The sequence below is a fragment of the Arsenophonus nasoniae DSM 15247 genome (assembly GCF_000429565.1).
Taxonomy (GTDB): Bacteria; Pseudomonadota; Gammaproteobacteria; order Enterobacterales; family Enterobacteriaceae; genus Arsenophonus; species Arsenophonus nasoniae.
In genome coordinates, this window is record NZ_AUCC01000017.1 from 29,030 (window position 1) to 49,341 (window position 20,312).

Genomic DNA, 20,312 nt, shown 5'->3' on the forward strand with positions numbered 1-20,312 from the left:
CATCAATGATTACTCAGAAAATTTGACATCCAGTCTTCTAATTTATTATCAAATTTATCTTCTTTTACTTTTTTAGCAATATTTTCCGCACTAGTACTTAAAGGATTAATAATCTCTCTAGGCTGTATAAGAAATACTCTAACTAAACTATCTTTTTTTTCAATATTATAACGAAATAGACTACCTAAATAAGGGATATCACCAAGTAAGGGTATTTTTTCTTCTATATTTCTATGTTCGTCACGCGTATAACCACCAATTAACAGACTTTTATTCTGGGGAACTCTAGCTATAGTACTAATATTTGTTCGACCTATTTCTGGTAAATGATCGGTTATTTGCCCTGCGCGGCTACCATCTTCAACAGTAATCATCATTTCTATTTGATTATTAATAGTAAACCTAGGTAATACACTAATCGCGGTACCATAAGTAACATTTTTTAAATCTGTCGCTCTTTCACCAATCAATTTGGTATAAAAAGTTCGATTATTATCAAATATTGCTGGAATATTTTCTTGTGTTAGCACCATTGGTCTAGAAACAATATTTGCTTTATCATTCCTTGTTAAGGCAAATATAGCTGTCATAAAACTGGCTCCATCAATAGTGCTTGTTCCTGCATTTAGTGATACACCTAATTTTTGCCCAATTTTAGCGCCACCACTCCATTTTATACCGAGCTGGTCAAGTGCTTTTTTTTCTATATCAATAATCCATACCGATAGTTCTATATGCCTCTTGGTTATATCTAACTGTTCTACAATTTTTCGTAGATAATTTACTTGCTCTTTATTACCTTTTATTAATAAGCTATTATTTCCAGGATTAGATATAATAGAAACTAAGCCTTTATTTAACGGTGAATTTTCTATTAGAGATGAATTGTTGCTCTGATTAACTAATTCATCTTGATTTTTTTTTTGTATATGATTTTTTAATTTTGAAATATTATTACTCGATGCATCCATCAATTTATTTATTATTGATGCCATTCCTGGAATAATAATATCATTAAACCTATATTGATAATGACGATCTTCTACAAATGTATTATATAATGGCACAATTGCTATTTTTTCTCGGCCATCAAATTCTGTCGTAGTTTCATCCAAAAACTGCGTAGTATTAATTATTGTTTCAATATAGACTGGTGGTCCAGATATATAAAATAAACGATTGTTACTCCCAGAACGTAATGGATAACGTTCATCATATAAACCTGAATCTTTTAAAAAATTTTTTATCTCTTGAATTGTTGTATTATTTAAAGTAATAACGGTATTACGCATTTCAATCGCATCACAAATATATATTACTTGGCCATTATCGTACCACATCAAGTTAAGTTGCTGAGTAATATCTCTTAAGGTATCAAGTGGATATTTAAGATCAAAATCGCCGGTTATTTTCTTTTTTATTGCAAGCTGACTAACTATAATTGGTTTATTAATAACCGAAGATAGAGCATCAAAAACACCACGTATGGTTTCATTTTTAGCAATATAACCTGATTCAATTGTTTGCTCTGATACAGCTTTAGAACTTGACAATAATATGAAATTTAAAAACATAAAAAAAATTAATATACTGCTATCTTTTCTTATCTGTAATCTCTTCATCGGTGACACTAGGTCCTTTCTTTTGATAGTATCTCTTTAACCGGCTTGGACTTATCCCCAAAAAACTCTTCACTTCATCAGAAAAATGAGACAAATTGGAATAACCATATTTAAAAGCTATTTGTGTGATATTCTGATTTTTATCATTCAGATCTAATAACGCATTAACTAACCGCCATTTTTTTAACTCAGTTTTAGGAGAATTACCTAATGCATTTCCTGCTAGCTTCCTAAAATAAGATACAGATAATCCATATTTTATACTCATTTTCTGTAATTTTTGATTTCCTTCCAACAACGATTCTTCAAGCAGAAAACGAACTATACGATATTCTTCATTTTGGCGTAATAAAGAAGAAAACCTTTCTGCCTTTTTCTCTTTATTAATTTGTTGACTCAAAAACCAATATTCAAGATTTTTTTGTTTTTTATAAGTATCAAAATTAAAATTAATAAAAGCAGAAAGATAATTATTTTTGAAATTATGAATTTGATTATTTGCTTTATCAATAAAAGCCTGCATTTTAGCTAAATGTAAGATATTTTCTTTTTTTAACCTGATTTCACCTGATAAAACATCTATTTTTGAAGGTAAAATCATCATGATCCCACTCTCTCCAATATCAAAACAGCAAATTTCTTGATTTTTTTTTGAACTAATGCGAAGTTCTGTTTTAGTTACTGCAGTAATATAATAAAGAACTGGATTTTCTAATAGAATTTCGTCATATTTTAACCACATAGATTCACTCTGCCGCAAAACTTGCTCCTTAACATGAAACCAGCTTCTAGCAAAAAACACGATCCCATTAAACCTTAAAATAAGACAAAGATCACAACCAAATTATGACGAAATCATGACTATTTACATTTAATGTTCAATGTTAAGCGCTGAAAACTATCCTTTATTGAATTTGAAGAACAAATACCCTCTTTAAATACAGGTAATATTCTGCCAATACTTTGCATATAATGCCCACTTTGCCGCTTATCGTGGTTAGGAATTTCGTACAGATAATCATTCCTTGCGCCTGAATCAATAAGTTTTACATCACCATTAAAGCAATATCCTCTACCATAAATGGTTATAATCAAATTTTCCTGTTTAAATAATTTTCGTAAGGAATATATGCAACGAACAACAGATTCATCTTTTACTTCTCCACCTTGCCAAACATAAGCAACGATATCATCTTTCTTTATAATCTTTTTACTATTAGCCACTAAACAACTTAATGCCCTTAATTCTTTGGGTGGAATTGCAATAATCTCTCCATTTTTCATCAGCATTTCATTGCAATGTAATCGATAATCTAAAAATTGAAAAACTAAATCTCGATGTATCATAATAAGCATCCTCTCTACGACTCTATTTAATAGTCTAATTAATAGCCATCCTTGAAAATGGCATCCATAATAAAATTGCACTATACTATCTATTATTCTACAGATTTTTTATTATTTATATTAAATAAAATGATTGAAGGTTAAACAACTCTTACCACTAATATGAATAAATTTAAATTTTTTAATTCCATTACTTAACTCCGCTGATGAAACAAGCATCAGTATGATTTTTAAATAATAAAATATATAAGAAGTATAATAATATATTATAATAGTTCTCTATTACAAGAAAAGATTAAAGTCATATTACCTCAATTATGCAATTTGTTTTTATCGATCCGTTTTGCATTATTGATAGCCTAAAACTATCAAAAAACAAACATATTGATAACCAATTGATAACAAAGAATATTATTATATCGCTTATTTATTTATCAAAAAATAAACATAAATAATATTTATTTAATTTTAAATCAATATTTTATTCCTTAAATTAACTAAAATTAAACATTTTATTATCTAATAATAAATTTTTTTGCAGATTTACAATAAAATATTCTTTTTTGATATTTTATTTGATAATAAATTTATTTTGGTCTAAATATTTTTATCATATAAAATCTATTGTTATAAATTTATTATTATTTGCACGCAACATTAATCTAATGACTAACACAGTAATTTATTAAATATTTTTAATGATATTTCAATCTATTTATGTTTATTTTTTAGACAAAATGAATATAAGATGCTTTTATTCATTCCAATACAAAATTATACCAATAAATTTATATCTGATATATGCTACAGCTTTTCGTTTACGACTAATTAATTCAATATCTTTTAAGATGCTAATTCCCATTATCAATTATTTTTTCTTCTGTATAAAACTAAACTAAATTTTAATAACTAATATTTCGAGCACTATATATAGCTAAGATACTCTTTATCCTTTTTGACTATTTACCAAACAACGACTTTCCTACTAGTCGAATTGGTAATTTTACTTTTTAAGGTGTTTTTTAATTTTCTTCAACCACGTATTAATTATGATACTTATCTTTATCAATTATAATTGATAGATTTTAATACTAAAATAATGCTAAAACTTGACTATTTTATCTAATACAACAAATGGAAATTAATTTAATATTATCGATAAAAAACTTTATCCTGTAAAATTAAACTGACATTATGATTATCTATCATATAAATATTAATCTAACAATATTTTATTTTTGTTATAAATATTTAATTGTTTTTTTATATATAAAAATTAATAGTAAAACCTAATAAAACAAAAAAAGATTATTTTTAAAAATACAAATAATTAACACGAATATTACTAAAACTATATTTCTCTCTAATTTTATAATATTCCTTTTTTTCAGCTATATCGTTATAAACATCACATCTTCAGTTAGTTAATGATCCAAAATAGCAAATAAAATAATAATTATAAAACTTTTATTTTTTATGAAATACGAGCATTACGTTTAGCGTATTGATTTATACTGTCATATAAATATATCAAGCAATGACTTTCATTTGACACGAATCTATTGTAATTCTATCTATTTATACAACTATACTTATTGTCATATAATGAATTAACACTGATTAGAAAAAATATAAGGATTATAATGGCAAAATTTTCAACTATTTTAATTCATGAAGGGAAACAGCTTGATAAAGCTAATAATGCTATTTTCCCCACTATCACCACAGCAAGTAGTTTTATTCAACAAAATGTTGATATAAATGGTGAATATAGCTATTCACGAATTAAAAATCCAACGCGTTATGCTTACGAAACATTACTTGCCGACATTGAAAAGGGTATTTATGCCACCGCTACTGCTTCTGGTGTCGCAGCAACATTACTAGTATTAAATTTACTACCAAAAAACTCGCATATTATTGCCATGCGAGGTGTCTATGGTGGCACTTACCGCATATTTGAAAAACTCATAAAAGAAACAAGTGGTCATAAAGTCGATTATATTGATCTCAATAATCTGCAACTAGTTAAAGAGCATTTACACAATAATACTCGACTGATTTGGATAGAAAGCCCAACTAATCCGCTATTAGAACTTGTTGATATCGGTAAAATTTGTCAGCTAGCAAAAGAAAATAATATCTTAACTTGTGTCGATAATACCTTTGCTACTGCCTGGAATCAAAAACCCCTGGTATTAGGCGCTGATATTGTCATGTTGTCTAGCAGTAAATACATAGGCGGTCACTCAGACTTAATCGGTGGTGCTGTCATCACTAATCAATCCACAATTGCCGATAAAATTGATGTTCTTAAAACAACCATCGGTGCTATTGCTTCTCCTTTCGATGCTTATCTAGCATTAAGGGGATTAAAAACTTTAGATCTTCGCATGACAAGACAATGCGCTAATGCACTGGCAATAGCCGAATTTTTAAATAATCATCGTAATATCAAAAATATATACTATCCAGGACTACCAGATAATCCGCAGTACTCTATTTGTCAGACACAAATGAAAACAGGTGGCGCTGTTGTTACAATTAACATTAATGGCAATCGAGAAAATGTAAAAAATATTATCGATAAATTGCAATATTTTGTTCTGGCCGAATCATTAGGTGGGGTCGAAAGCATGGTAAATCATTCAGCAACTATGTCCCACTCCGCTATGACGGAAGAAGAAAGAGTCAAAATGGGCATTTACGATACAACCTTACGTTTATCTGTCGGGATAGAAGATATTGATGATCTACTTAACGATTTAGAGCAAGCACTGAATTTTTAATACCCAGCTAGAGAAAAGGTATCGCAATGAATGACTACGGGATCTGGACAGTAATTACGCCACTTATCACTATTATACTCGCGATAATGACACGCCAAGTTATCTTATCGTTACTGATAGGTATTTTAGTTGGTTATACCGTTATTAACGATCACAATATTTTGTTGGGTATTCAAGCGACACTGACCGGAATTATTGCTACTTTTGCCTCCCCCGGCAATACACAAACAATTATTTTTATTTTATTAATTGGCGGAATTATGCGGTTAATTAGCGTCACCGGAGGGGTGAGAAGTTTAGTGTATTTACTAACCAATAAAACGCGTTTAATAAAAAATAAAAAAGCAATCCAACTACTAGCCATGTTTATTTCAATAATCATTTTTATTGAAAGTTCGATTAATCAATTAGTCGCTGGCGCTTCTACTAAAAATATTGCCCGCTATTATGGGGTTTCCGCAGAGAAAATGGCCTATATTATTCAAACGTCGGGTGTCTCGGTATGTTCTTCTGTTATGATCAATGGTTGGGGAGCTGCTATGATGGGGGTGATTGGCGTACAAATCTCTAAAGGTTTTATTTCAGGCGAACCATTTGAAATTCTGGCTACCGCTATGCCATATAATATTATGGCTTGGTTATCATTAGCCTCAGTACTATTTTATATCCTTACCGATTACGCCTGAGGTCCGATGAAAATAGCGGAACAAAAAGCGATTGCCAATCAACATGGAACTCATCAACCATCTGCCATTGCTGATGAAGACGTCATTGATCATCCAGCGACTCATACTGTATTGAACTTTTTTATTCCTATTCTGGCAACGGTTTTAATGGTACCTATCGCTCTTTATATTACCGGTCATGGCGAATTTACCAAAGGCAGTGGCTCAACCTCTGTTTACTGGGCGGTGATGTTTGGTACTTTAGTCTCATTTATCTGGTTTTTAGCCCGCCGCATTTTGACGATCGAAAGTTTTTTTAAGGAAGTTTATATCGGTTACGCCAGTATGATCAAAATCAGCTCAGTCATGATTTTAGCTTTTTTAATGGGCAATGTTTCTGCCGATCTTAATACTGGTGCTTACATTGCACAAATTTCCAGTGGCTTATTGCCGGCAGGGTTTTCGGTAGCTTTTATTTTCTTAATCAGCGCCATTATGTCGTTAGCAACCGGCACTTCATGGGGAACTTTTGCTATCATGATCCCTATTGGGGTACAATTAGCGCTTTCCGTCAACATGCCTACCGAATTAATGATCGGCGCAGCGATTACCGGTTCGATTTTTGGTGATATGACTTCCCCAATCTCTAGCGACGCCATTGTTGCTTCAATGGCAACCGATTGTGATCATATTGAACATATCAGAACACAGATGCCTTATGCCATTGTTACCGCAATAATCGTGCTAATTATTTATCTTTATTTAGGATTCAGCCAATAAATCAAAATAGCATGTATAGAAAAAAGCCCTCTCAATAAAGATGTAAGATGAATTAATAACATTTATAATAGGCAGCAAATATTAAAATAATACGATTAATTATATTCCTGTAGCAGTAGCAAGGAGAATGTGTGCAACATCAGCAAACTATTCGCCGTTTAAGGCGATTACGTCAAACAGAAACAGTTCGCAATTTATTTAAAGAAACCACTTTAACGCTAAATGATCTTATTTTGCCCATTTTTGTTGAAGAAGAAATTAACGATTATCAGCCGATTGCAAGTATGCCTGGGATTTTTCGTATCCCAGAACACAAGCTACCCTATGAAATCGAACGGATTGCTAAAGCTGGGCTCAAATCAGTAATGTTATTTGGTATTTCCCATCATCTTGACGAAATAGGTAGCGATACCTGGCAAGAAAAAGGTTTAGTTGCTCGCATGTCAAAGGCATGTAAGGATACTGTGCCTGAAATGTTAATTATGTCAGATACCTGTTTCTGTGAATATACCTCTCACGGCCATTGCGGAGTTCTAGGTAGAAATGGCGTGGATAATGATGCAACATTACTAAATCTCGGTAGACAAGCAGTCACTGCGGCCAATGCTGGTGCTGATTTTATTGCCCCTTCTGCCGCAATGGATGGGCAAGTCAGCGCCATTCGTGATGCATTGGATAAAGCAGGTTTTACGGCTACCGGTATTATGTCCTATTCAACCAAATTTGCTTCCACCCTTTATGGCCCTTTTCGTGAAGCGGCAGGCTCTTGCTTAATTGGGGATCGTAAAAGTTACCAAATGGATCCAATGAACCGTCATGAAGCAATTAGAGAATCATTGATAGACGAACAAGAAGGCGCTGATGTTTTAATGATAAAACCGGCTGGCGCTTATCTGGATATTATTCGCGATATTCGTGAACGCACTCAATTACCACTAGCAGCTTATCAAGTCAGTGGCGAATTTGCTCAAATTAAATTTGCTGCTAAAGCGGGCGCGATTAATGAAATCGATGTTGCGCTAGAAACATTAGGAGCCATCAAGCGTGCCGGCGCTAATCTGATTTTGAGCTATTTTGCGTTAGATTTAGCAGAAAAAAAACACCTTTAAGCAATCTATGTTGGCAAAAAAAGTTAGACGCTAGCGATTCTGGATCAATTGGTAAACCAACATACCAAAATAAGTTACGAGTAGTGTACTTACCACATGAATTAAGATTTCCAAAAATCCGTGATAGTAGCGCTGTTGCTGAAAGGAAAGCATAACTTCCAATGAAAAGGTAGAAAAAGTTGACAACCCGCCACAAAAACCAGTCATTACCATCAATCGCCATTCAGGAGATAGCGTATAATGGTTAGCAAAATAAGCAAAAGCAATACCTAATATAAAACTAGCAATCACATTTGAGAGATAAGTCCCTAATGGTAAAAGTGCAATTAATGGATTTAATTTCGTTGACAAAAGCCAGCGTAAGATACCACCAAGGGCAGAACCTATTGAGATCGCCAAAAAGATTTTAATCATAAATTATTTTCATCCAATAAAAGACTTGATCATCAATATTTTGTGCTATTTTTGCTACAGCAGCAACCGCATTGATATAACAAATAATTAATATTAAATAATACAATAATAATTTGTAATTTTATCCAAGCTGGAAATTATGCCTACCCTACTGCCAAAGTTCACCTCTTTTTTGGTCACATTCATGATAAATTAGAGTGACTTAACGCGTTTACCTTAATATTGTTCTAGCCACTAAGCTGGCGGAAAAATTAGCCTGTAGCGTGAATGATCTGCCGCTATCACTGGTTTTTTCCTGGTTTGAACAAAAAGCGATTGCTATTCTTCTCAGCTTGCTATCACTTGGTATAACGAATATGGTCCTTGGCCCAACGACACCCGCTTTTTTGACTCCAGATTTGCTCGCTATCTTGCAGGAAAATAGGGGTTAAGAAAAATCACTAATGTGGAACAGGATATACAGTAATTGCTGTGTGCTTGATAATAAGAGCTCTCAATAGCAATATTAGCATATGGTTGATAAATGCCCGAGCACATAAATTAAAAAATGTCAGATGTGGCTGGGAGCTGCTACTTTTATTGGCATTGTTGTAAGATTAAGGCGCTGATAATCTTGCTTACGATTTAATCAATGGTACGCAGTATATTTGTTTTAAAGGTCGACACTTTACTTGCAACATTATTCTTTGGGAGGTACGCTGTTACTGCCAATATAGCATCATCTATCACGAATTGCCGAAGTTGCAGGCACTGCGTAAAACGTTGGCAGAACGAATTTACTATAACCATTCCTCAAATAAAGTAGCTCTGATGAACCGAGTTTTTAAAAATGTAATTCTCTGTTATTGTACAAGAGCTTTACCATATTCATGTTTGCAACAGTGCTCTTTTTATTAATAAACCTATTTTATTTAAATCACTATTATTATGTATAATATTCTTTCTATTTTATTTTTATTATCCTCTCTATTTAAAGAAAAAACTTTCTAAACAAACCAATTAAAATTATAAATATTAAATTTAAGCTCACTAAATTAATTCAATAAGGCGTGTATTTAATGCCTTCGCCAAAGCGAATAAATAATGATAAGATGGAAACGGTTATAACAAAAATCATTTAATTAAAGTAATGCAAAAATAGTAATACTTTAAAATAAATAATGAAATTAGGTAAAACTCTACCCATTAATTTTTCTCTATTAATTAATAATCAATTTAGGTTTGTCGCAACAGAATATCAGCAAACTATCAATAAGTTACCATTCGGCACATATATATAATTAATAAGCTAAAACTATTCTTTTTAAGGATAAAAACAGATGAAATTAATCTATAAACTAATACCTTTTCTTATAGTAAACATAGCATGGGCTTATGACATACAACCCGACTATGTCGCAGATAATAATGTTCATTTTGCTGGCACCGCAACGATAAAATCAAATATGCCTATCGGTAGCAGAATTACTGGACCTATTGAAGGACAGATGAGCACTAAAGTCCATGGCCGCTGTTCAAAAAATAATATTCGTATATTAGCAAGAATAAGTGATTATAATAGCTATGTAGATACTTATAATGGCAAGAAAGTTTATGCTACTGGAACGCCAGGTATAGGTTATGCAATAAACGATCATCAACATAATACAGCTGATCTCGATAGTTGGTTTATGTGGGGAATGTTAAAAAATAACACCGACTATGTAACTGGTAAAATGGGAGGATACGTAGGCGTTAGTTTTTATAAAACCGGTAATATTCAACCAAATGCCACCATTACAAATTTAAATTTGGCAAAATTTTACTTACGCTGTCTTGGTGGTAACCCAGGGTCACGTCGTCTTATGGCTAGCTTAAAATTTGTTGGTAAACTAACAATAAAAGTCGAGCAAGATAATAACCGTGGTTCGAATAATAGCGGTTGGAATAATGACGGACGAGGCGGTAACAATAACAATAACAATAACAATAACAATAACAATAACAATAACAATAACAATAACAATAACAATAACAATAACAATAACAATAACAATAACAATAACAATAACAATAACAATAACAATAACAATAACAATGATACCAAAATTTGGGCGACTCATTAATAAATAAAATAATGATAAAAACTATTTTATAAAAATAATTTTCCGTGGAGTTTTAACCATAACTCCACTGTTGTTATTAATTTTTTATTTATATATTTTCCTCTGTTCAATGACTTTGAATTTTAAAAAATAAAAATCTTATCTCTTACGAATAACTAAATTAGTGCCATTTATTGCTATTAAGCAGTAATAAATGTATTACATAAATATTTAGACTATAAAATATAACACTAAACATATTTTTTAATGAATAACTCAATTAGTAATATTCCTCCGGCAATATTCCAGTAAGACTTTATAATAGTTATTTTAATTTGTAACCCAATGTTGGTATTTTATATTTTATTAAATTCTGCATCCCTATCGTCATCTTAAAGAAATTCAGGAAAAATAGCTAAATTTAAAAAGATTTTTTTAAGCGAAAAAAAATGAAAACACTAAAAAACTCCAGTAGATGTTGCGAGCAGAGGCTATCGCTACTTTTTCAATTAATATAATCTATCGCATTAATAATTATCGAACGTAATGACTTAAAATATTAAATTTAAGCTATTAATACAACTAGTTTACTAAATTAATTCAATAAAGCGTGTATTTAATGCCTTCGTCAAAGCAGATAAATGATGATAAGGTGGAAACGGATATAACAAAAAACATTTAATTAAAACAATGCAAAATAGCAATACTTTAAAATAAATAATCAAATTAGGTAAAAACTCTATCTATTAATTTCTCTCTATTAATTATCAATTCAAGCTTTTTACAACAGAATATCAGCAAACTATTAATAAGTTACTACATAACATAAATATAAAATTAATACACTAAAACTTTTTTTGAGGATAAAACCAATGAAATTAATATATAAACTAATACCTTTGCTTATGGTAAACATAGCATGGGCTAATGATATAATACCCGACCATATTGGAGACAATTATGTCCATTTCGCTGGCGCAGCGACGATAAAAGCAAATATGCCTATCGGTAGCAGAATTATCGGTCCTCTTGAAGGACAGATGAGCACTAAAGTTCATGGCAGCTGCCCAAGAAACAATATTCGTATATTAGTAAGAACAAGTGATTATAATAGCTATGTCGATACTTATAATGGTAACAAAGTTTATGCTACTGGAACGCCAGGAATTGGTTATGCAATAAACGATTATCAACTAAATACAGCCGATCGCGATCGTTGGTTTATGTGGGGAATGGTAAGAAATAACACTGAATTTGTAGCTGGCCAAATGGGTGCCTATGCAGGCGTTAGTTTTTATAAAACCGGTGATATTCAACCTGATGCCACCATCACAAATTTTAATCTGGCAAAATTTTATTTACGCTGTCTTGGTGGTAATCCAGGGCCAAGTCGTCTGATGGCTACCTTAAAATTTGTTGGCCGACTAACAATGAAAGTCGAGCAAGATAATAATAGTGGTTCGAACAACGGTGGCTGGAATAATAGCGGACAAAGCGGTAATGGCAACAATGGCGGTTCGAATAACGGTGGCTGGAATAATGGCGGACAAGGCGGTAATGGCAACAATGGCGGTTCCAACAACAGCGGCTGGAATAATGGCGGACAAGGTGGTAATGGCAACAATGGCGGTTCGAACAATGGCGGACAAGGTGGTAATAACAACAATGGTGGTTCGAACAGTAGCGGACAAGGTGGTAATAACAACAATGGTGGTTCGAACAATGACGGACAAAGAGACAATAATCCAAATAACAATAACAACAACAATAGTAATAGCAATAATAGCAACATTTGGCCGACTCATTAATAAATAAAATAATGATAAAAACTATTTAATAAAAATAATACATAAATAATCAATAAACTTTATACGTATAAAAAAACTATTTTATAAAATAGTTTTCAGTGGAGTTTTCACTATAACTCCACTGCTATTATTGATTATTTTATATATTTTTCTCAAATCGAAGCACTGGCTGCTGTTATTATTACTGTACTTTTCATCTTTATTATTAAAACCCAAAATAATTGGCTATCTTGTTAATCAAAATAAAATTTCATTTAATAATACTTCTTTATAACTGCAAGTCTAGCAACATATTTTCAACAATCACTTAAGAGCAATAATATTTTTGTTGCAATTATCTGTATTTCGTTTAATGTTCAAAAATTATCAGTCACCCAAAAATCTGATAATGAAAATAATACACAACACCTTACGTTTGAAAAACAAAATTGATGAGCATAAATTATATGTTTAATTCTTCACCAAGTAAAAAAAATAACTTGGTAGCCTTTATCTGGTTACTTGTATTTTTTCTCTATTTTTCTACAGTTATTCAGATCATTGTAGTAACAACCGGTCAAAGTAATACTATTGGTCTAAGAGATTCTCTTTTATACAGTACTGTTTGGCTTATTCCAGCACTGTTTTTTTCTCGCCATATTAAATTGGTTACCGCTATTATAGGCATTATTCTCTGGCTATCCTCTGCGATCGCGTTGGCCTATTATATAGTTTATGGCCAACAATTTTCACAAAGTGTCATGTTTATCATGTTTGAAACAAACACACATGAAGCTAGTGAATTCTTAACACAATATTTAAGTATTAAAGTTATCGCAACCCTATTGGTTTATACGCTAATCGCTATTTTTTTATGGACACGCATAAAACCTGTTCATATATCCGTTTCTGCTAAATTTTTATTGTCAACAATTATTATTGGTATTCTTTTTGGCGCACCTTTTTACAAAAAAGTTATCAAATCCAACGGTGATCTCGATGATCTAATGCCATATCTAAATGCAAGAATGGCTTATGCTGCTCCTTGGCAATTTATCAGTGGTTATTTTCTCTATCAGAATCAGCTTACGAATATGGAGGCTATTTTAACCAACAATGCTAAAATTCCTCCGTTAAAAAATTTAATTGATAACAATGGTGCTACGCCAAGAACATTAGTGTTGATTATCGGTGAGTCGACCAGCCGAGGCCGCATGAGTTTATATGGCTATGGCCGTAAAACAACACCACAACTAGATGCATTAGCAGAACAATACCCTGATAATTTAAAAGTATTCACCGACGTGGTTACTTCACGCCCTTATACTATCGAAGTGTTACAACAAGCATTAACTTTCGCCGATCAATTACAACCCGAACTTTATAAAACGCATCCCTCCCTAATGAATATGATGAAGCAAGCGGGTTATAAAACTTTCTGGATCACCAATCAACAGACTATAACTCAGCGTAATACGATGTTAACTGCGTTTTCACGTCAGACCGATAAACAATATTATCTGAACAACGATATGGCGCAAAGTTCACGGCAATATGATACATCGGTGCTAACTCCATTCCAGGAGGTATTAAAAGATCCCGCAGAGAAAAAATTTATTGTTGTCCATTTACTTGGCACTCATATGAAATATGCCTATCGCTATCCAAAAAATGAGGGGATATTTGATAATAAAACAGATACTATGCCGGCTAATCTTAGCAAAAGTGAACAAGCCGATTATAACGACTATGATAGTGCACAACACTTCAACGATAAGGTAGTGGCAATGCTAATTAAAGATTTTGCTGCATCTAATGAAAACGGTTTTTTAGTCTATTTTTCTGATCATGGAGAAGAAGTTTTTGACACACCGCCACATCATATATTAGGTCGTAATGAAGCAGCTCCAACGCGCCCTATGTATGAGATCCCTTTTATTATCTGGCAATCACCGCAATGGATTAATACTCACCACCACCATTTAGATAACATGGTAAATAGGCCTTATAGTATTATGCATTTGATCCACACTTGGTCAGATTTAGCCGGTCTTAAGTATGATGGATTTGATGCCAGCAAAAGCGTCGTCAATAAAGATTTTCAGCCTACTCTCCGTTACATTGGCAATCCTTATAATAAACAACAACCACTAAAAACTTATGATCAACTAAAAAAATAATCCTTTCATTTATTCCCCTGGTTAATTCTCAGGGGATAAAACCACTAATCTTAAGATTTAAAGACAAAAATCATACCCCATAAGCAAATTTAAACTGACTGATCTTCAAACAAGATTATAGTGGCGTACTTTTATTTAAGATATCAATTAAATGATAACTAAAAAGCTAAATTATTAGTTAATAATGGCAAAAATAGCCGAATACCTGCTATTACTAGAACATTTTATTAATTAAATAAACTAATAATATCAGCTCGTTAAGTCACAAAATTTAAAATTATTCATTAAATTATATGGTTTGTTCACTTTAATGCTGTTATGGTTATCATTCTACACAGTAGGATTGCATACAAAATGAAATACTAATGTGTTTAGTGCTTAATGGTATCAATTATTTTTTGACATATAATTTAACACTTAATTAAATAAAAATAATCAATATAAACATACGCTTAACTTGATACTAACCATGTATCTATACCAGGATATTGTATCAATTTCGATAAAAATATAATCAATATTATTTCTCATTTTAAATACATTTATTTAACAAAATTAAAAATAAAGGATGCCTTAGATAATTACACTGAAATACTAATTCAGGGCTTGTTAAATAATATGAGATCTAATATCAGCCTGACAAAAACGGAATCATTATGAAATCGAAAAGTTTAACTACTTGGATTATTATAGGCCTGATCACCGGGATAATCGTTGGATTTGCATTAAATTCACTTACCAGTACAGAAGTAACAACCAGCTACGCTAAAAATATTTCTATCATTACAGATATCTTTTTGCGTTTGATTAAAATGATCATTGCACCATTGATTATTTCAACACTGATCGTCGGGATCGCCAAAATGGGTGATGCCAAAACGTTGGGACGTGTTTTCTCAAAAACGTTGTTACTGTTCATGGTCGCATCTTTCATTTCAATTACCGTTGGTCTGGTTATTGTTAATATTCTCGCACCCGGAGTAGGTATCAATTTCGTGGCAAATACTAGTTCAGCGGTGACAAATATCGAACCCACGACCTTTTCTTTCCACAATTTTATTGCCCATGCTATACCCACCAGCATCATTGATGCAATGTCGCGCAATGAGATTTTACAGATTGTAATTTTCTCAATTTTTATGGGATGTAGCTTATCTGCTATAGGTAAAAAAGGTGAACCAATTATTAAAATTCTAGATTCACTGGTTTACGTAATGTTAAAACTAACAAGCTACGTTATGCTGTTTGCCCCCATTACCGTTTTTGCCGCTATCTCAGCCATGATTGCTGAACGCGGATTAAGTGTACTGATTAGTACTAGCATTTTTATGGGAGAATTTTACTTTACTTTAGCGTTACTTTGGTTGATCTTAATTGGGGTATCGGTGTTAATCGTTGGCCGATGTATTTTACGCTTAGTCAAAAACATCATGCAACCCGCCTTACTGGCTTTTACGACTTCAAGCTCTGAAGCCGCTTTCCCTGGCACCTTAGAAAAACTGGAAGAGTTTGGTATTTCTAATAAGATTGCTAGCTTTGTTTTACCCATTGGCTATTCATTTAACCTTGTTGGTTCAATGGCTTATTGCTCATTTGCAGTTATCTTTATCGGTCAAGCATGTAATATTCATTTAAGTATGGGTGAACAAATCGCAATGTTGTTGATTTTAATGCTGACATCTAAAGGTATGGCCGGTATACCACGCGCATCATTGGTCGTTATTGCAGCGACACTAACCCAATTTAATATTCCAGAAGCTGGCTTAATTTTATTAATGGGTATTGATCCTTTCTTAGATATGGGACGTTCAGCAACCAATGTTATGAGTAATGCCATGGGAGCAGCGCTTGTTGGTCGTTGGGAAGGTGAACACTACGGTGACGGCTGCCGAGGCACACCGAAAGAAAAATCTGACAATTTTTTTACCGATAAAATCAGTTTGAAATCTTAATAGCAGATAATATTCCAGCTAAATAGAACCAAGGCGCGCTGATCGGTGCGCCTTAATGATTTAAAATACAATTCAATTTATTGATTTTAAATATTAATTGATACCACTCGAGAAACGGTTATCCATTATCATTTTTAGCTCAATTACTTATGCTATTTTTTTTTCATTCCTCTAATTCTCATCTATGCTTAATAAATAACGGACATAAGCTACAGAGTTATACTTATCAAGTTGTTATATTGTTAAAATCTTATATCCTGTCTTATGTCTTTATCAAAGTTTGCCGTAAAACCCCGTCCTTTAGGACGAGGATATAAGGCGGTTTTTGCCAAGGTGTGTTAGAATCTCAAGTCATACCGCAGGACATGCGGAATTTTAAGCCTGTGGAGAGATGAGGTTTGTGACTCACTCAGCGAAGCAGGAACCCACTGAAATGATTCAGGCTTCGATCTGGACGTAGTAGGAATCCTTGCACTTTAGGGCGGGGAGGATGTCAACCAATAGATGTATCTATAATGTTAAAGTCTTTTTTATTGATTATAGACTTATTTATGATCGTCCATGAATATAGAGAAAGGAACCTATTAATGAACAAAAAAATTCTAAGTATGCTTATCTTGACGGGTATAATAACTGTTGTTACCGGTTGTGATGAATCGCCTAAAGTTGACGATGCTATCCAACAAACCAAGGAGAGCGCTGAACAAATAAAACAGGCTGGTACAGAAAAAGCGAAACAAGTGGTTGATGATGCAAAAGAAGCTGCGACCAATATAAAAAATAAAGCTGCTGAAGAAGCGGATAAACTATCGACAAAAGCAGATCAATTAAAAGAAACAACTCAACAAAAAACATCAGAGTTACAACAAAATATTTCAGATAAAGCGACTGAAGTCACAAATCAAGCAAAAGAGAAAGCAACTCAAGTTAAAGAAGGGTTTAATTCTGAAGTACAGACATTATCTGATAAAGCAGCAGCAGCTAAAGAGGATATAACAAATAAAGCAGCAGCGGCTAAAGAGGATATAACAAATAAAGCAAACGCATTAAGCGAAAGCGCGAAAGAAAAAGCGCCTAGCATGCAACAAAATACTCAACCACCAAAACAATAAAATTCAATTAGTTTGATGAAAGAAAAGAAATATTGTTAAAAATTAATTGTAGCCAGAACCATTAAAAATAAAAATAATATTGTTTTTACACTTCCTTCTAACCTGATAAGGCCAGTAAATCTGGCCTCTTTTTTAACCTAGTTAGATTGATCACATGAAATTTATCATAATTTGACATTAATACTGTGACATGATTATTAAAATAGGTTCTAGATTTGTTACATCAAAAGTAATTTACAAAATAGTCTATTCGACAGTATCTTTATCAGCAGCCAGCGTTGGGATTAGACGCGACATTAATAGCATTATATATAATATTCTCATCAATAATGATAAACTATTAGATAAATATTGAATTAACAGAGAAATATAAAATTTTAGCTTTATACTTTTTAAAACAAATAGTTATTAGAATAATTTACTTTACTATTGTTTATATAAGTAATAATAAAGCAAATAAAAATCTATTCGATTTTACTAACTTAATGCCTCTTAAGCAGAAATAAATTAATCTCATGAGCAAAATAGATGCATTCAATATCACCGATTTACAAACATAAAATTCAACTAATCATTTAATATTGTTAATAATAGTAACATTATTAATTTAAAAATCTTTTTAACTTACCAGATTATAGACAGCTAATATAACTACCATAAAATAACATCGGTATCTGGATTAAAAGAACCAAAAATGTCTAGCATAAAATCCCCTTCCGAATAACTATCCCCTCTGATAAGAATACGATGTCCATTATCCGAATAATGCTTTACCTCAATTTTTCCAATCTTATTACTGAACTGTTCAACAACAAAGTCTTTATTTGTATTTTGCGCTTTATTGCTAATTTTCATAGCAGAGAGATCTATTTTATCAATTCCAGCCTGAAATCCTATAATCATGTCACAAGCTGAGGGTGTTGATTCTTTAGCAGAAAAATAAATAAAGCGATCTTCTTCAATAATTTCATGAGAGATAGCAGCGGTTCTCCGATCGGCTATTTGCTGCGTAGTTATTTGTTGTTGCGTGGTAGATTGGTTAGCTTCTGCTCCTATTATTCCAGCCGCATTGGCTGAATCAAATGCAGTTATCTCCTGTTCAATAGATTGCCACTGTTCTGGACTTAAAGTATCAAAATCAAACTTCTCTGCGCCAATACTTTGCATGGCCTGAGTAAACCGAATCGATTGCGGATTTACGCCATCACCCCAAAGTCGATCCGCACCAAGTCCCCCATAAATAGTATCATTGCCCGCTCCGCCTTTAATATCATTATTAACATCGTTACCGACAATAGTATCATTGCCATAACCGCCGATAACATTTTCAATAACGGTTCCCTTAGCGATTGAAACATTAGCTTTTAAACCACCAACATCAGAAAATGCACCCTCATTCAAATTTATTCGTTGCCTTTGAAAATAGCCGGAAAGATCTAAAGTATCATTACCTCCCGCATCCCATATGCAGCATATCAGCTCGATACGGGCATCATCGGTTAAATAGTAATCTTTGCCCGTATTAGAATTAAAACCATAAGTTGTATCTCCATATTTGGCCCATACAACCGTTGTATAGCGCTGATATCATCTAGCAATGGAGCCGCTGCATAAAATCCTTGAAAATAGGCACCGGTAGCATCCTCACGCCAATAACTCATTACACTGTATTGGCGAGAATCTTCCTTATAACGCGCATCAAACAAATAATTTAATCTAACACCCTCCTGTGCATTATATTCACCCGGATGAGATAAACCTAAGGCATGACCAATCTCATGAACATAAGTATGCCGGCCATAATTGCCATTCGTTGGATATAAATTTTCTGAATGATTCTGAACATTAAACCAGCATTCACCAGACAGAACCCCAGAATTGGGTAAATAAGCAAAAGCTTGACCTTTCGGTCTGTTAAAATTACCAAAATCAAGATCTGATCGGCCATTAAGCGATGATTTAAGCTTAAAAGTGATATTAGCGACATCAGCCCAAGAATCTAATGCCAGCAATATATGCTGCTGTTGTTGTTCACTAAGGCCAACCACCTGATTGGAACCAGGCGAATTTGCCTGTGACCAATCATAAAAAGTGTAAGTTATGTCAGCATGTCGACCAAGAACATTTTTTCCATTCCAAGTTGAATTTGCTCGCGATATTTGTTCTGCGGCTTTAGGAATATCATAAGAAGGTTTATTGTTAACCCCATAACTATAACCGCCTCTGGCATAATCATTTATTAGCTCGACAATTTGCTTTGACGCCGGTGAACGAGGTATAAATGATGCTTCGTGTAGCGTTACTGCTGGCTGTGATGAAGTCGGTGTTCTATCTATTATTAACGTATAGTCTAAATCTACATTTGAACCCGGTATCTTAATTTTTACATGTGAAGTTGGCGTTGTGGTTACAGGCTGTGTAGTTGGTGACGTCGTTACAGGCTGCGTAGTTGGTGACGTCGTTACAGGCTG

At 32.8% G+C, this 20,312-nt stretch carries 11 protein-coding genes and 5 pseudogenes; 10 read left to right on the forward strand and 6 right to left on the reverse strand.

All coding sequences use genetic code 11. The annotated features are described in order from the left end of the window. Window positions 1–2: 2 nt before the first annotated feature. The 3 genes from sctC to G468_RS22320 all read right to left on the reverse strand — a co-directional run bounded on the left by sctC (window position 3) and on the right by G468_RS22320 (window position 2,969). Window positions 3–1,622 carry a type III secretion system outer membrane ring subunit SctC gene (sctC, locus tag G468_RS0106015; protein ID WP_034249407.1) on the reverse strand — a complete coding sequence of 540 codons (1,620 nt, stop codon included), beginning with the start codon at window positions 1,620–1,622 and terminating at the stop codon, window positions 3–5. Then, window positions 1,594–2,382, reverse strand: coding sequence for a helix-turn-helix domain-containing protein (locus G468_RS0106020; RefSeq protein WP_135677482.1), 789 nt, complete (start codon window positions 2,380–2,382; stop codon window positions 1,594–1,596). Before G468_RS0106020 ends, sctC begins: the two co-directional genes overlap by 29 nt. Window positions 2,383–2,483: 101 nt before the next feature. Beyond that, on the reverse strand, window positions 2,484–2,969 hold the full coding sequence (locus tag G468_RS22320) for a winged helix-turn-helix domain-containing protein (protein ID WP_051296971.1): 486 nt from the start codon (window positions 2,967–2,969) through the stop codon (window positions 2,484–2,486). A gap of 1,643 nt (window positions 2,970–4,612) precedes the next feature. On the opposite strand from G468_RS22320, the gene G468_RS0106030 reads away from it, so the two are divergent. The 3 genes and pseudogenes from G468_RS0106030 (at window position 4,613) to hemB (ending at window position 8,312) form a co-directional block, all read left to right on the forward strand. Continuing rightward, window positions 4,613–5,758: a trans-sulfuration enzyme family protein gene (locus tag G468_RS0106030; RefSeq protein WP_026822360.1), complete on the forward strand. Its 1,146-nt coding sequence runs from the start codon at window positions 4,613–4,615 to the stop codon at window positions 5,756–5,758. 26 nt (window positions 5,759–5,784) lie between these two features. Continuing rightward, window positions 5,785–7,203: pseudogene (locus G468_RS19905) on the forward strand (Na+/H+ antiporter NhaC family protein). A gap of 131 nt (window positions 7,204–7,334) precedes the next feature. Continuing rightward, window positions 7,335–8,312: a porphobilinogen synthase gene (hemB, locus tag G468_RS0106040; protein ID WP_026822361.1), complete on the forward strand. Its 978-nt coding sequence runs from the start codon at window positions 7,335–7,337 to the stop codon at window positions 8,310–8,312. Window positions 8,313–8,342: 30 nt separating this feature from the next. Here the strand turns inward: hemB and crcB are convergent, their stop codons facing one another. Then, entirely contained in the window at window positions 8,343–8,726 is a 384-nt protein-coding gene (crcB, locus tag G468_RS0106045) for a fluoride efflux transporter CrcB (protein ID WP_026822362.1), read from the reverse strand. A 212-nt stretch (window positions 8,727–8,938) separates the two neighbouring features. On the opposite strand from crcB, the pseudogene G468_RS22840 reads away from it, so the two are divergent. From G468_RS22840 to G468_RS0106075, 7 genes and pseudogenes are all read left to right on the forward strand, one after another. Next, window positions 8,939–9,192, forward strand: a pseudogene (locus G468_RS22840) (hydroxylamine reductase); the annotation flags it as partial. A 179-nt stretch (window positions 9,193–9,371) separates the two neighbouring features. Continuing rightward, window positions 9,372–9,482: pseudogene (locus G468_RS25275) on the forward strand (IS6 family transposase); the annotation flags it as partial. A gap of 563 nt (window positions 9,483–10,045) precedes the next feature. Continuing rightward, complete coding sequence (locus G468_RS23700) at window positions 10,046–10,831, forward strand: hypothetical protein (protein WP_155846977.1); 786 nt, start codon at window positions 10,046–10,048, stop codon at window positions 10,829–10,831. 851 nt (window positions 10,832–11,682) lie between these two features. Further along, window positions 11,683–12,618, forward strand: a complete 936-nt coding sequence (locus tag G468_RS22325; RefSeq protein WP_026822363.1) for a hypothetical protein — start codon at window positions 11,683–11,685, stop codon at window positions 12,616–12,618. A gap of 446 nt (window positions 12,619–13,064) precedes the next feature. Then, on the forward strand, window positions 13,065–14,777 hold the full coding sequence (gene cptA, locus G468_RS0106065) for a phosphoethanolamine transferase CptA (protein ID WP_026822364.1): 1,713 nt from the start codon (window positions 13,065–13,067) through the stop codon (window positions 14,775–14,777). A 656-nt stretch (window positions 14,778–15,433) separates the two neighbouring features. Further along, the gene (locus tag G468_RS19920; RefSeq protein ID WP_051296972.1) at window positions 15,434–16,729 is read left to right on the forward strand and encodes a dicarboxylate/amino acid:cation symporter; all 1,296 of its coding nucleotides are present in this window, start codon (window positions 15,434–15,436) and stop codon (window positions 16,727–16,729) included. A 587-nt stretch (window positions 16,730–17,316) separates the two neighbouring features. Next, window positions 17,317–17,841, forward strand: a complete 525-nt coding sequence (locus tag G468_RS0106075; protein WP_026822365.1) for a hypothetical protein — start codon at window positions 17,317–17,319, stop codon at window positions 17,839–17,841. 651 nt (window positions 17,842–18,492) lie between these two features. On the opposite strand, the pseudogene G468_RS22330 reads toward G468_RS0106075, so the two are convergent. Further along, window positions 18,493–19,338, reverse strand: a pseudogene (locus G468_RS22330) (M10 family metallopeptidase C-terminal domain-containing protein); the annotation flags it as partial. A 2-nt stretch (window positions 19,339–19,340) separates the two neighbouring features. Then, window positions 19,341–20,312: pseudogene (locus G468_RS19925) on the reverse strand (reprolysin-like metallopeptidase); the annotation flags it as partial.